Here is a 13,996-nt window from a genome sequence, read left to right on the forward strand (position 1 = left end):
TCCAGTGTGCGCCACGGATCGCACCCCGTACCTCCTCAGACGTGTTACAGCGTTAATCGGTTGTCAATCGGCCGGATCCGGCCGGTAAGTTGACCGATCGTGCAGATTCTGGTGCTGGGTGGAAACGGATTTGTCGGACGCGCGGTCGTCGAGGACGCGCTGGCGCACGGTGCGGAGGTCACGTCCTTCAGCCGGGGGCAGAGCGGGTCGCCTCTGCCACCTCAAGTGACGCAGCTGGTCGGGGACCGGGACACCGGCGACTACGAGGCGCTGCTGACCGGCGAGTGGGACGCGGTGGTCGACCTGAGCGGCTACCGGACCAAGGAGGTCGACGCGACGATGGACGTGCTCGGCGACCGGGTCGGGCGGTACGTGTTCGTCTCGAGCCACGCGGTCTACGTGCGCGACCTGCCGCCCGGCACCGACGAGACCGCGCCGCGGCGCGAGCCGATGCGGGCGGCCGACGTACTCACCAACGAGACCTACGGCCCCTGCAAGGTCGCCTGCGAGGACGACGTCATCGAGCGGTACGGCGACCGCGCAACGATCGTCCGACCGGGCCGGGTGACCGGTCCGGGCGACAGCGCGAGCACGGTCCTCTACTGGGTACGACGTGGCGCCGCGGGCGGCCGGGTCGCGCTGCCGACGAAGCCGGAACAGCCGCTGCAGTTCATCGACAGCCGTGATGTCGGGCGGCTGGTGAACCAGCTGATCACGGACGCCCGGTCCGGCGGGTACAACGCGGTCGGGCCGTTCAGCACGATCGCCGAACTGATCGAGACCTCGGCGGAGCTGGCCGGGCGCAAGGTCGAGCTGGTACCGGTGCCGAGGGACGCCGCGCCCGCGCGCTTCCCGCTGATGGAGCCCGAGTCCGAGTGGGGCGAGCGTCGCCGCAACCCGGCGAAGGCCCGCGGGGCGGGGATGTCCGTCACGCCGTTCCGCCAGACCATCGCCGACCTGGCCGCCTGGGACCACGACCGCGGCACCCCGGACCTCGACTTCGGCTTCACCCCCGAGCAGGAAGCGGAGCTGCTGGCCTCCGTCTGATCGGAGCTACTCCGGGAGGGCGAGAGTACGGCCGGCGTCGCGAGCAGCGTTGATGGAGCGGGTGAGCGTGTCCTTCAACGCCGTGGCCTCGTCGGCGAAACCTTGGACGATGGAGGTGTCGCCGACCGGTTCGGTGCGGGCCAGGAGTTCGATGTAGCGGTCGCCGTCTTCCAGCGCGGCTTCGGCCCGGAGGGCGGCGTCGGCGGAACGGACCCGGTCGGCGTACCGGTCGAGGAGATCGACCTTGCGCTTGATCGCGTCGACGGACAGAGCGAGAGCACGACGTTGCGGACCCAGTACTGCGTCCAGCTCGGCGGTCTCCATCCCGCGGGCGATGTCCTTCTGCCGCGCTCGCAGTACCGTCTGCTCCCGGAGCACCTGCGCGATGTCCCAGAGCTGCTCCGGGAGCACCAGCTCGTTCTTCATCTCGTCGAGCAACCCGCGCCGGGTAACTGTTGCCTCAAGCACCGTTCTGACCGCACGCTGCGCGCGGCCGAGCAATCGCCCGGCCGTCTCGTCGAGGTCCTCCGGCAGCAGGTACTTCCCGTGCTGAATGCGGACCGCCTTGTGCCCGCGATCCTCGACCATCGACTTCACCAGGACGCCGCCCGTGGCCAGTACGGCGATGCCCGCCAACGCGACCGCGGCCCAGGCCGCCACCGCGGTCGGCAACGTGGCCGCCATCACGATCAGCGCCAGGATCCAGCCGCCCACGCACACCGCGAGCCACACCAGCAGCGTGCCGAACGTGTTCCCGGGAGCCACCGACCACGACGTCTGCCGCTTCGGCCGGGGCCCATCCGCCGCGACGAACAGCTCCGGCCGGTGCTCGTACAACCGCCGTACACCCACAGGCACACCCGGCGCGAACACAGGCTCCATCGCCACCTCCGGAGAAGTCGTCAGCACTCAGCGTAAGGGGTGTCTGGTGCTCCCGCGCCGTAGGCGCGGGAGCATCAGACACCCCTTCTCCGGGTTGCGAGTCCGTCGAGGAAGACATCGAGGCCGAACTCGAACAACGTGTCCAGGTCGTACTCGTAGTCGAACCCGTCCGCCAGCAGCTCCCGGAACGCGGGCAGATTTCCGGCCGCGATCATCGTGGCCAACTGGCCGGACTGCTCCATCACCCACTCGTCCGCGGTCACCCCGGTGTCCTGCTCGGCCTGCATCTCGGCCTCCATCACCAGCGCCACACCGCGCACGTACGCGAACAGGCTGATCATCGTGGACAACGCCGCGCTCTTCTCGAACCCACGCAACGCCCGCAGCACCGCGTCCGTGTGCGGCAGCAACCGCGGCACCAACTGCGGCCGGCTGAGGCTGATCGCACTCGCCAGCCACAGATGCCGCCGGTACGCCGCCCAGTGCACCCGCGCCACCATCGCGATCGCCTCGCGCCAATCCTCCGGCGCCTTCCCCAGCGGAAACTCGCCCAGCGCCGCGTCGACCATCTGGACGACGAGTGCGTCCTTGCCCCCGACGTACCGGTAGAGCGCCATCGTCGACACCCCGAGCTCGGCCGCGATCCGCCGCATCGACAACGCCGCCAGTCCTTCGGCGTCGGCGATCTCGATCCCCATCCGCACGACCTCGTCGCGATTCAGCTCGGGTTGCCGGCTACGACGCGCAGCCCGCGGCGGCGGACCGACGACCGTCCCGACGCCGGGACTCGGATGCACGAGCCGCTCGGCCTGCAGCGCCTGCAACGCCTTCGTCGCGGTCGCCATCGCCACTCCGAAGTCGCGTACCAGCGCCCGCGTGGACGGCACCCGATCCCCCGTCCGCAGCTCGCCGGCCTTGATCCGCCGGCGCAGCTCAGCCGCGATCACCTGGTACGGCGTACTCATGAGCCCTCCCTGAGATAGTGCGCATACATCGTACGCGCACTATCTCAGAGTGAGACCCCTCCTGACATGTCAGCTTAGGTAAGGCTATCCTCTGCCGCATGCAGGAATCGAAGGGGCTGACCGGCGCCGGGCTGTGCCTCGGCTATCACGGCCGACGCGTGGTCGACGGCGCCTCGCTGCACCTCGAGCCCGCCCGCGTGACCGCGCTCGTCGGTCCCAACGGCAGCGGCAAGTCGACGCTGCTGCGCGCCCTCGCCCGCCTGCACCATCCCGACGCCGGCAGCATCACCTTCCCCGGCGGCTGCAACGCGCTCGAGCTGTCCGCGAAGGAGTTCGCCCGCAAGGTCACGCTGCTGTCGCAGTCCCGGCCGACCCCGAACGGTGTCAGCGTGCGCGACGTCGTCGGGTACGGGCGTCATCCGCATCGGAGCCGCTGGCGCAACGACGATGCGGACGGCCCGCGGGCGATCGATCACGCGATGGCGGTCACCGGCGTCACGTCGATGGCCGAGCGCGCGGTCGACGAGCTGTCCGGCGGCGAGCTGCAGCGCGTCTGGCTGGCAACGTGTCTCGCCCAGGACACCGGCGTACTGCTGCTCGACGAGCCGACCACCTTCCTCGACCTGCGGTACCAGATCGAGATCCTCGACCTGATGCGCGAGCTCGCCGACGAGCACGAGGTCGCGATCGGCGTCGTACTGCACGACCTGAACCAGGCCGCTGCGGTGGCGGACCGGATCGCACTACTCGATCAGGGGCGGGTACGTGCGACCGGTACGCCGGAAGAGGTACTGCGGACCGATGCGCTCACCGAGACGTACGGCATCACGATCGAGGTCGGCACCGATCCCGCCACCGGTCTGGTCACCACCCGGCCGATCGGCAAACACCTGACTCGCGTCACGACAATCTGAGGTCATCCTGATGAGACGAACCGCCATCGCTCTGGTCGCTGCTGCCCTGCTGGGCCTGACCGCCTGCGGCACCAGCGAACCCGCCGCATCCAACGACGCCAGCGTCGCCGCCGCGCAGCCGGTGTCGCTGACCGACGCCCGGAACAAGAAGCTCGACCTGAAGGCGCCGGCCACCAAGGTGGTCGCGCTGGAATGGAACGCCGCCGAGAACCTGGTCTCGCTCGGCGTGATGCCGGTCGGCGTCGCCGACACCAAGGGGTACACGAACTGGGTCACCGCGGCGAAGCTCGATCCGTCGGTCAAGGACGTCGGCACCCGCGGTGAGGCGAGTGTCGACGCGATCGTTGCCCTCAACCCCGATCTGGTGATCACCACGACCGACGAGGCGGCGAACACGATCACGCAGCTGGAGAAGGCCGCGCCGGTGCTGGTGGTCCGCGGCGCGGACGCGAAGAACGCGATCCCGCAGATGAAGACCAACCTGGACCTGATCGGCCAGGCGGTCGGCAAGGCCGAGCAGGCCAAGCAGCTGACCGCCGACTTCGACAAGGCGCTTGCCGACGGCAAGCAGAAGATCTCCGACGCGGGGAAGGCCGGGACCGGCTTCACGATGGCGGACGGGTGGAAGCAGGGCAGCACGATCTCGATCCGGATGTACACGTCCGGGTCCCTGCTCGGCGCCGTGGCGACCGAGCTCGGCCTGAAGAACGGGTGGACCGGCGCCGGTGACAAGGACTACGGGCTGGCGCAGACCGACCTCGAAGGGCTGACCAAGCTGCCCGACGGCAACTTCCTCTACATCGCGAACAAGAACGACGGCGGGGACGTGTTCGGCGGCGACCTGGCCGGGAACGCGATCTGGAAGAACCTGCCGTTCGTGAAGACGGACAAGGTCCACCGCCTGCCCGACGGCATCTGGATGTTCGGCGGCCCCAAGTCCACCGAACAGTTCATCGACGCCGCAGTCCAGGCAGTCACCTCTTGACCCAGCAGGAGACCGTCGTACCGAACATGCAGTCTGTTCCGCTCGATGCTCCTGTCCGGCGGCTGCAGGTCACCGGCGTGTTCGTGGTTGCGGTAGTGGCGATCGTGGTGCTGGCCGCCGTGCACCTCACGCAGGGCACGTCGAGCGTCGGGGCCGGGGACCTTGTTCGGTTGGTGTTCGGACAGGGGACCGACAACGCCGCGAACGTGCTGGTTGCGTCGCGGCTGCCGCGGTTGCTCGCTGGGGTGCTCGTCGGGATCGCCCTGGGGGTTGCGGGAGCGGGGTTGCAGTCGTTGGCTCGCAACCCGCTCGCTTCGCCCGACACGTTGGGGGTCAACGCAGGGGCGTATCTGGCGGTCGTGATCGTCGCGGCGTTCGGGGTGTCCTTGCCCGCACTGCCGGCCGGTGGGGTTGCGTTCGTCGGCGGGCTCGCGGCCGCGGGGTTGGTACTGGCGTTGTCGGCGGGCGGGTCGACCGGTCCGACCCGGCTGATCCTGGCCGGCTCGGCGGTCGCGATGGCGCTGGCCGGCGTCACCACCCTGCTCCTGCTGCTGTACCGCGAGGAGACGGTCGGCACCTTCGCCTGGGGCGCCGGCACGCTGGTGCAGACCGACCTGCGCGCGGTCACCCAGATGGCGCCGATCGTTGCCCTCGGCATCGTCGCCGCATTCCTGCTGGCCGCGAAACTCGACATCCTGGCGCTCGGCGACGACACCGCGTCCGTCCTCGGCGTGAACGTGCGCCGGATCCGCGTCCTCACCACGCTCGTCACCGTCATGCTCTCCGCGGCCGCCGTCACCGTTGCGGGACCGGTCGGTTTCGTCGGCCTGGTCGCGCCGGTTCTCGTCCGCCTCCTCGCCCCGCTCGTCCCCGGGCTGCTGCGACACCGCGTTCTCCTCCCGCTCTCCGGTCTCGCCGGCGTCCTCGTCGTACTCGCCTCGGACGTCGTACTGCGGGCCGCGTTCGGCGGGCAGGCCGGCGTGGAGATCCCGACCGGCATCATGACAATGGTGGTCGGCGCGATCGTCCTGATCTGGCTGGCTCGCTGTCACCGCGACTCCGGCCCCAGCCGCTCCCCCGGCGGTACGAGTTCCGGCCTGCGCAGTCGCCGTACGTTCTGGATCGTGACCGGGGTGCTCGCCGTACTGCTGATCGCCGGCACGATCGGCGCGATGCTGACCGGCGATGCACTCCTCCGCACCGGCGACCTCGCAAACTGGATCAACGGCCGCTCCGGCCGCGCGATCACGTTCGTGCTGGACCAGCGCTTCCCCCGCGTCGTCTCGGCGCTGCTCTGCGGGGCCGCGCTCGCCATCGCCGGTACGACGGTGCAGGCGGTGTGCCGCAACCCGCTGGCCGAACCGGGCATCCTCGGCATCACCGGCGGCGCCGGCGTCGGCGCGATCGCCACCCTCATTCTGTTGCCATCGGCAAGCATCTGGTTGCTGTCCGGCGTTGCCGCCATCGCTGCGGTCGTCACGTTCGGACTGGTCTACCTGATCTCGTGGCGCGGCGGACTGAGCTCGGATCGGCTGGTGCTGATCGGCGTCGGCGTCTCGTCGGTCGCGACCGCGATCATCACGCTGCTGATCGTCGCGACCGACCCGTGGAACCTCAGTCTGGCGATGACCTGGCTGTCCGGCAGCACGTACGGACGAACGCTTCCGCAGGTGCTACCGGTAGCCATCGCGCTGGTGGTCCTTACTCCCGTTGTCGCGCACGCTCGGCGGGAGTTGGATCTGCTGGCGCTGGATGATGACGTACCGCGGATCCTGGGGGTGCGGCTGGAGCGGACCCGGCTGCTGATGCTGCTGGCAGCGGCTCTACTGACCGCAGCCGCGGTGTCAGCCATCGGCGTGGTCGGGTTCGTCGGCCTGGTCGCCCCGCACGCCGCCCGTGCTTTGGTCGGCGGCCGTCATGCCCGGCTCCTCCCGGTCGCGGCCCTGCTCGGCGCGATCCTGGTCAGCCTCGCCGACAGCCTCGGCCGCACTGTGCTCGCCCCGGCACAGATCCCGGCCGGCCTACTGACCGCCCTGATCGGAGCGCCCTACTTCGTCTATCTGCTCTGGCGAACGCGCGTGCCTGCTCGCTGAGGTCGTGTCAAGATGGGCGGCATGCTGCGCGAACTGCACCTCACCGGCAACCCGGACGCCGACAAGTTGCTCAACGACGACCCGTTCGCCTTGCTCGTCGGGATGCTCCTGGACCAGCAGTACCCGATGGAGCACGCCTTCTCCGGCCCGCAGAAGATCGCGAACCGGATGGACGGGTTCGACCTGCACAAGATCGCCGCGACCGACCTCGACACGTTCGTCGAGCTCTGCGTCACCCCACCGGCCATCCACCGGTACGGCGGCTCGATGGCCCGGCGGGTGCACGCCCTGGCCCAGCACATCATCGACACCTACGACGGCGAGACCACGAACCTCTGGCTGGCCGGGCGGCCGAAGCCGGACGGCGACGAGGTGCTGAAGCGGCTGAAGGCGCTGCCCGGGTTCGGCGAGCAGAAGGCCAAGATCTTCCTCGCGCTGCTCGGCAAGCAGCGCGGCGTGCAGCCCAAGGGCTGGCGCGAGGCCGCCGGGCACTACGGCGACCGCGGCTCCCGCCGCTCGATCGCCGACGTCACCGACGCCGCCTCCCTGGGTGAGGTCCGCAACTTCAAGAAGGCCGCGAAGGCCGCCGCCAAGGAAGTCGCCGGCGCCTGAACCCCGCGACACCGGGGCTCGACCTGTTGCAGGCCGGGTGGTCTGCGTGCGGGTTGTCCCTTGTGAACCACGCGGTTTCCTGCGGATCCCGGCGTACCCGTCTTATGCTCGCCTGGGCAGCCGACGGGAGGAGCACGGATGGATATCCGGGATCTGGATCGTAGGGCCGGCGCAGTGCTCGGGGAAGTCGTGATGCAGGTGCGGACCGAGCAGCTGTGGTTTCCCACCCCGTGCCCCGACTGGACCGTCCGCGGTCTGATGCGTCACCTGGTCAGTCAGAACGAGGGTCTCGCGGCCGCCGCGCTGAACGGCTCCGCCTCCATCCACACCTGGAACGGCGGCCGCCTCGCCGACAACCCGGCCGGTGCGTACCGGCGATCGAACGTCCGGGTCGCGGACGCCTTCGCCGACGGCGGCGCGCTGGACCGGCTGGTCGAGGTGCGCGAGTTCGGCTCGTTCCCGCGCCGGATCGCGCTGACCTTCCACCAGCTCGACTGCGTCGTCCACGCCTGGGACCTGGCCCGCGCGATCGACGTCCCGTACAACCCGCCGCCGGACATGGTCGAGCTGGCGCTGACCCTGGCCCGCCGGATCCCCGACACCGAGGCCAACCGCGGCCCCGGCTACGCGTTCGCCCGCGCCGTGAAGGTCTCCGCCTCGGCCCCCGAGCTCGACCAGCTACTGGGCCTGCTCGGTCGCAACCCGGAGTGGGTTTCCCCGCTCGACTGAGTACTCCAGCAGGTCGATCGCATCCGGCTTGGCAACGGTCATCTTGGTCAGCGCACCGGCCATCAGCCGCGACGTCATCACCCGCAGTACGACGTCGCGGTACCGGATCCCGAACGACGACATCGGCATCGCCATCTTGATCCCGCCCGGCGGCAGTTCCATCCGCTGATCGACGTACGCCTGCATCCGGGCCTGGTACGCCGGGAACGCGCGGACGTGATCGCCGTCGGCAGCGGCCAGCTCTCCCGCGAGGACATACGCGCCGACGAGCGAGAGCGCCGTACCGTGACCGGCGAGCGGCGAACCGCAGTACCCGGCGTCGCCGACGAGCGCGATCCGGCCACGAGACCACTCCGGTACGACGACGCGACTGATGCTGTCCACGTAGAAGTCCTCGGCCTCGTCCAACTGCTTGAGGATGGACTCGGCGTGCCAGCCGAGTCCGGCGAACTGGTCCCGCACCAGCCGCTTCTGCGCCGCGACGTCGCGCCGGTCGTAGCTGATCACCGGCGACCGGAAGCTCAGCAACGCCTTCGCGAACCGCGGATCGTGATCCGGCCGCAGCCCGACCCAGCGCCCGCGCGGCGCGGTGTACACCTTGAACCAGTCGTCCAACGGCTCCGGGGTCTCGACGGTGAAGTACGACGTGTAGCCGCCGAGGTGGTGCACGAACTCCGCCTCCGGCCCGAACGCCAGCCGCCGTACTCGCGAGTGCACCCCGTCCGCGCCGACCACCAGATCGAACCGCCGCCGCGTCCCGCTCGCGAACGTCGCCTCGACGCCGGTGGTGTCCTGGTGCAGCTCGGTGACCGAGTCGCCGTACACGTACTCCACTTCGGCCGTCGCGTCGGTCAGGATCGCGGCCAGATCACCTCGCAGGATCTCGATCTCGGCGACCGGCCCCGCACCGTCCAGCAGCTCCGCGTGCATCACCGCGGACCGCCGGCCGTCGGCCCGCACGTACTCGAGCCCGCGCTCGTGCATCTTCCGCTCCACGACCGCGGGCATCACGCCCATCCGCTCGGCCACGACCCGGGACACTCCCCGCAGGTCGACGGTCTGCCCGCCCGGCCGCGGCCCCGGCGCGATCTCGACCACCGTCGGCGCGAACCCGAACCGCCGCAACCAGAACGCCAACGCCGGCCCCGCGATCCCACCACCGGAAATCAGAACAGTCTTCATCAGTCACCCCTTTGACTAGTGCGCGTACGCCGTACACGGTGCACTAGGTGGGGGCCGGAGTACCAGTGCGCACTAGTGCACTGCGGGGTTGTGGACGTAGGCGCACGCAAAAGTCCGGATATCTGGGCAGGCTGACCCCCGATCGGCGGGTTATGCCTGCATGCAGGCACGCGTCAGAGGGTGAGGGCGAGGCGGGTGGCCTGGTCGATGGCTCGTCTGGCGTCGAGTTCGGCGGCTACGTCGGCGCCGCCGATGAGGTGGATGGGGCGGTTCGTGGCGTGGAGCGCGTCGGCTAGGTCGCGGACGGGTTCCTGGCCGGCGCAGACGACGACGGTGTCGACGGCGAGGACGCGTGGCTTCTCGCGCTTCGGGCCGAAGGTGAGGTGCAGGCCCTCGTCGTCGATGCGCTCGTAGTTGACGCCGCGCAACTGCTCGACCTGCTTGTTCTTCAACGCGGCCCGATGCACCCAACCCGTGGTCTTGCCGAGGCCGGCGCCGATCTTCCCGGCCTTGCGCTGCAACAGGTACACCTTCCGCGGCGACGGCTCCGGACGCGGTACGCCGAGGCCGCCCGCGAGCTTGGTCGGATCACCCACACCCCATTCGGCCTTCCACGCGTCGAGATCCAGCGTGGGCGACTCCGGCGTGGTCAGGAACTCGCTGACATCCACGCCGATCCCGCCGGCCCCGATCACCGCGACCGTGTCTCCGACCGGCTTGCCCTCCCGGACGACCTCGGCGTACGAGAGCACGGTCGGATGGTCGATCCCGGGGATGGCCGGCACCCGCGGTACGACGCCGGTCGCGAGCACGATCTCGTCGAACCCGGCCAGGTCCTCGACGGTCGCGCGGCGGCCGAGGTGCAGCTTCACGCCGGTCAGTTCGAGCCGCCGCCGGTAGTACCGGATCGTCTCGGCGAACTCCTCCTTGCCCGGGATCCGCCGCGCGATCCCGAACTGCCCACCGATCTCGGCGTCCGCCTCGAACAGCTCGACCCGATGTCCCCGCTCGGCCGCCGTCACGGCCGCAGCCAATCCAGCCGGCCCGGCGCCGACCACCGCGATGCTCTTGGAACGACGGGTCGGCAGCAACTGCAACTCGGTCTCGCGGGCCGCCCGCGGGTTGACCATGCAGCTTGCCTTCTTCTTCGCGAACACATGATCCAGACACGCCTGGTTGCAGGCGATGCAGACGTTGATCTCGTCGGCCCGGTCAGTCGTTGCCTTCAGCACCCATTCTGGATCGGCCAGGAACGGGCGGGCCATGCTGACCAGGTCGGCGTCGCCCCGCGCCAGCACCTCCTCGGCGACCTGCGGCAGGTTGATCCGGTTCGAGGTGACGACCGGGATCTGCACGTACGGCTTGAAGGCGGCGGTGACGCTGGTGAACGCGGCGCGGGGCACGGACGTGACGATGGTCGGGACGCGCGCCTCGTGCCAGCCGATACCGGTGTTGATGATCGACGCACCGGCCCCCTCGATCTCCTTGCCCAGCGCAACCACATCGTCCCAGGTCTGACCGCCCTCGACCAGGTCGGCCATCGACAGCCGGTAGATGATCAGGAAGTCGTCGCCGACCCGCTCCCTGGTCTGCCGGACGATCTCGACGGCGAGCCGGCGGCGGTTCTCCGGGCTGCCGCCCCAGCGGTCGGTCCGCTTGTTCGTCCGCTCGGACAGGAACTGGTTGATGAAGTACCCCTCGGAGCCCATGATCTCGACACCGTCGTACCCGGCCTCGCGGGCGAGCGCGGCGCAGTCGACGTACGCCTTGATCTGCTGCCGCACTCCGCGGTCGGACAGTGCTCGGGGCTTGAAGGGATTGATCGGGGCCTTGAGCGCGGACGCGGAGACGCTGAACGGGTGGTACGAGTAGCGGCCGGCATGCAGGATCTGCAGCGCGATCCGGCCGCCTGCTTCGTGCACGGCATCCGTCAGCAGCCGATGTCTGCGAGCCTGCCGGCGGGTCCTCAGTGTCGACCCGAACGGCGTCAGCCAGCCGGTCCGGTTCGGCGCGTAGCCGCCCGTCACCATCAGGCCGACACCGCCCCGCGCCCGCTCCACGAAGTACGCCGCGAGCTTGGGCAGGTCGCTCAACCGGTCCTCGAGACCGGTGTGCATCGACCCCATGATCACCCGGTTCGGCAGCACGACATGACCGAGATCCAGCGGTTCGAGAAGGTGCGGATAGGCAGTCATCGGTTGTCCTTCCGGAGTGCTTCGATCACTTCGTCGCACCAGTTCACGAACGACTCCTCGGCGCGGACCCCACCGCGCAGTACGAGGTATTGGTGCAGGTCGCGGCCGTGCAGGGTGGGCGGCTTCGGGAAGTCCCGCCGCTCGATCCCGCGATACACCTCTAGCCGCGTCGCATGCTCGGCCCGGTGCCGCTCGACCTCCTTCAGCACGAGGTCGACCGAGCCGTGCGAGGCGCCGCGAAGCTTCACGCCCAGACCGTCCCGCAGTACGGCGGGATCCTCCGGCTCGGCCAGCCAGCGGGAGAGCTCCGCCCGGCCCGCCGCCGCGACCCGGTAGACCTTCTTGTCCGGCCGTCCTTCCTGGGCGATCTCGGTGTGCTTCACCCAGCCGGCCTCGTCCATCCGGCGCAGCACCCGGTAGATCTGCTGATGGGTAGCCGGCCAGAAATAGCCGATCGACCGGTCGAACCGCCGGGCCAGCTCGTAGCCGGACCCGGCGCGCTCGGTCAACGAGACCAGGATCGCGTGCTCCAGCGCCATGGGCCGAGCGTACCTATGCAACTCGTTGCAGTGCACCTGATTGCAACCCGGATCACATCCAGGACCCGGACCGGTTAGGCAGGGTTTGAGAGAATGGTTGCAGACGCCATCTATTGATCGGAGCATCATGAACCACCCGACCAAGACGACGTTGCCAGGCATCGGCACGCGGTACGACCTGGTGACCGAAGGAGGCAAACACGTCTCGGTGGTGGTGCACAACGACGGCCGGCGGTTCCTCGGCTTCCACGATCCGGAGGACGACGACACCTGCCAGGCCTCGGTCCCGCTCGGCCAGGGCGAGGCCGCCGCGCTCGCGCAGCTGCTGATCCCGGAGCGGATCGACCCGGTCCGCGGCGAGATCGAGATCGACCTGGTCACCGAGCACATCCCGATCACGGCCAAGTCGCCGTACTCCGGCCGCACCCTCGGGGACACCCAGGCGCGCAGCCGGACCGGCGCATCGATCGTCGCGGTACTGCGGCGTACCGGGGCGACGCCCTCGCCGACGCCGGACTTCCGGTTCGCGATCGGGGACACCCTGGTCGTGGTCGGCACCCGCGAGGGCGTGGACGCCGTGGCCGACCTGATCGCGGGTGGGTGACATGCACGAGAACATCACCGCGCTGCTGATCGAGCTCGGCGCGGTCATCCTTGCCCTGGGCATCCTCGGCCGCATCGCCGGACGGCTCGGCTTCTCGCCGATCCCGCTGTACCTGCTGGCCGGGCTCGCGTTCGGGCACGGCGGATTGTTGCCATTGGCAGCGAGCGAGGAGTTCGTTGCCACCGGCGCCGAGATCGGTGTGATCCTGCTGCTGTTGCTGCTCGGGCTCGAGTACACCGCATCGGATCTGGTCGGCACGCTGAAGACGCAGTACGTGTCCGGCGCGGTGGACTTCCTGCTGAACGCATTGCCCGGTGCTGCCGTCGCTCTGCTGCTCGGTTGGGGTCCGGTGGCCGCGGTCGCGTTGGCCGGTGTCACCTGGATCTCGTCGTCCGGCGTGATCGCGAAGGTGGTCGGGGACCTCGGTCGACTGGGTAACCGCGAAACCCCTGTCGTACTGGGGATCCTGGTGCTCGAGGACCTCTCGATGGCGGTCTACCTACCGATCCTCACCGCGTTGCTTGCGGGCGTCGGGTTGGCGGGCGGGAGCATCACGCTGCTCATCTCACTGGGCACGGTGAGCGTGGTCCTGTTCATCGCGCTCCGGTACGGGCGCGTGATCAGCCGGGCGGTGTCCTCCGACAACCCCGAGATGCTGCTGCTCGTCGTACTCGGTCTGACGTTGCTCGTCGCCGGGATTGCGCAGCACCTGCAGGTGTCGGCGGCGGTCGGCGCGTTCCTGGTCGGGATCGCCTTGTCGGGCGAGGTCGCACACGGTGCCCGTAATCTGCTCGCTCCGCTGCGGGATCTGTTCGCCGCGGTCTTCTTCGTGTTCTTCGGGTTGAGCACCGATCCGGCGAAGATCCCGCCGGTGCTGGCGATCGCGTTCGGGCTGGCCGTTCTCACCGCGCTCACCAAGATCGCCACCGGTTGGTACGCTGCCCGCCGCGCCGGCATCTCGACGGCAGGACGCTGGCGAGCCGGCGGGACCTTGGTGGCCCGCGGCGAGTTCTCGATCGTCATCGCCGGCCTCGCGGTCGGGGTCGAACCGAAGCTCGGTCCGCTCGCCACGGCGTACGTCCTGATCCTCGTCATCCTCGGCCCGGTCGCCGCCCGCTACACCGAGCCGCTCGCCCGCCGCCTCACCCGCAAACCACCCAAGGTCACCGCTCCGGCGACGGAACGCCTCGACGACACGGCCAACACCACCACCTGATGGCTCCCCATGCAGGCATAACCCCTGTTTCGG

13 protein-coding genes are annotated in these 13,996 nt (G+C 69.6%); 8 read left to right on the forward strand and 5 right to left on the reverse strand.

Going from position 1 to position 13,996, the window contains the following annotated elements; translation table 11 throughout:
- Positions 1–99: 99 nt before the first annotated feature.
- A complete protein-coding gene (locus tag OHA18_RS07610) occupies positions 100–1,047 on the forward strand; it encodes an NAD-dependent epimerase/dehydratase family protein (RefSeq protein ID WP_329003087.1) in 948 nt (315 codons plus the stop codon).
- A 6-nt stretch (positions 1,048–1,053) separates the two neighbouring features.
- On the opposite strand, the gene OHA18_RS07615 is transcribed toward OHA18_RS07610, so the two are convergent.
- Both OHA18_RS07615 and OHA18_RS07620 read right to left on the reverse strand, forming a co-directional pair.
- The gene (locus tag OHA18_RS07615; protein ID WP_329003088.1) at positions 1,054–1,929 is read right to left on the reverse strand and encodes a hypothetical protein; all 876 of its coding nucleotides are present in this window, start codon (positions 1,927–1,929) and stop codon (positions 1,054–1,056) included.
- Positions 1,930–2,003: 74 nt separating this feature from the next.
- Complete coding sequence (locus OHA18_RS07620) at positions 2,004–2,894, reverse strand: TetR/AcrR family transcriptional regulator C-terminal domain-containing protein (RefSeq protein WP_329003089.1); 891 nt, start codon at positions 2,892–2,894, stop codon at positions 2,004–2,006.
- 98 nt (positions 2,895–2,992) lie between these two features.
- Between OHA18_RS07620 and OHA18_RS07625 the strand changes: the two genes are divergently transcribed.
- The 5 genes from OHA18_RS07625 to OHA18_RS07645 all read left to right on the forward strand — a co-directional run bounded on the left by OHA18_RS07625 (position 2,993) and on the right by OHA18_RS07645 (position 8,227).
- Positions 2,993–3,808 carry an ABC transporter ATP-binding protein gene (locus tag OHA18_RS07625; RefSeq protein WP_329003091.1) on the forward strand — a complete coding sequence of 272 codons (816 nt, stop codon included), beginning with the start codon at positions 2,993–2,995 and terminating at the stop codon, positions 3,806–3,808.
- Positions 3,809–3,818: 10 nt separating this feature from the next.
- The gene (locus OHA18_RS07630; protein WP_329003092.1) at positions 3,819–4,793 is read left to right on the forward strand and encodes an ABC transporter substrate-binding protein; all 975 of its coding nucleotides are present in this window, start codon (positions 3,819–3,821) and stop codon (positions 4,791–4,793) included.
- The gene (locus tag OHA18_RS07635) at positions 4,790–6,886 is read left to right on the forward strand and encodes an iron ABC transporter permease (RefSeq protein WP_329003093.1); all 2,097 of its coding nucleotides are present in this window, start codon (positions 4,790–4,792) and stop codon (positions 6,884–6,886) included. The genes OHA18_RS07630 and OHA18_RS07635 overlap by 4 nt, the downstream gene beginning before the upstream one ends.
- A 21-nt stretch (positions 6,887–6,907) precedes the next feature.
- Entirely contained in the window at positions 6,908–7,498 is a 591-nt protein-coding gene (locus tag OHA18_RS07640) for an HhH-GPD-type base excision DNA repair protein (protein WP_329003094.1), read from the forward strand.
- A gap of 138 nt (positions 7,499–7,636) precedes the next feature.
- Positions 7,637–8,227: a TIGR03086 family metal-binding protein gene (locus tag OHA18_RS07645; protein ID WP_329003095.1), complete on the forward strand. Its 591-nt coding sequence runs from the start codon at positions 7,637–7,639 to the stop codon at positions 8,225–8,227.
- Here the strand turns inward: OHA18_RS07645 and OHA18_RS07650 are convergent.
- From OHA18_RS07650 to OHA18_RS07660, 3 genes are all read right to left on the reverse strand, one after another.
- Positions 8,177–9,409, reverse strand: coding sequence for an FAD-dependent monooxygenase (locus OHA18_RS07650; protein WP_329003096.1), 1,233 nt, complete (start codon positions 9,407–9,409; stop codon positions 8,177–8,179). The genes OHA18_RS07645 and OHA18_RS07650 overlap by 51 nt on opposite strands.
- 173 nt (positions 9,410–9,582) lie before the next feature.
- Positions 9,583–11,604, reverse strand: coding sequence for an NADPH-dependent 2,4-dienoyl-CoA reductase (locus tag OHA18_RS07655; protein ID WP_329003097.1), 2,022 nt, complete (start codon positions 11,602–11,604; stop codon positions 9,583–9,585).
- Positions 11,601–12,143, reverse strand: a complete 543-nt coding sequence (locus OHA18_RS07660) for a PadR family transcriptional regulator (protein ID WP_329003098.1) — start codon at positions 12,141–12,143, stop codon at positions 11,601–11,603. Before OHA18_RS07660 ends, OHA18_RS07655 begins: the two co-directional genes overlap by 4 nt.
- 127 nt (positions 12,144–12,270) lie before the next feature.
- On the opposite strand from OHA18_RS07660, the gene OHA18_RS07665 reads away from it, so the two are divergent.
- Positions 12,271–12,747: a cation:proton antiporter regulatory subunit gene (locus tag OHA18_RS07665; protein WP_329003099.1), complete on the forward strand. Its 477-nt coding sequence runs from the start codon at positions 12,271–12,273 to the stop codon at positions 12,745–12,747.
- A 1-nt stretch (position 12,748) separates the two neighbouring features.
- Positions 12,749–13,963, forward strand: a complete 1,215-nt coding sequence (locus OHA18_RS07670; protein ID WP_329003100.1) for a cation:proton antiporter — start codon at positions 12,749–12,751, stop codon at positions 13,961–13,963.
- The last annotated feature ends 33 nt before the right edge of the window (positions 13,964–13,996 follow it).

The sequence above is a fragment of the Kribbella sp. NBC_00709 genome, from assembly GCF_036226565.1.
Classification (GTDB): Bacteria; Actinomycetota; Actinomycetes; order Propionibacteriales; family Kribbellaceae; genus Kribbella.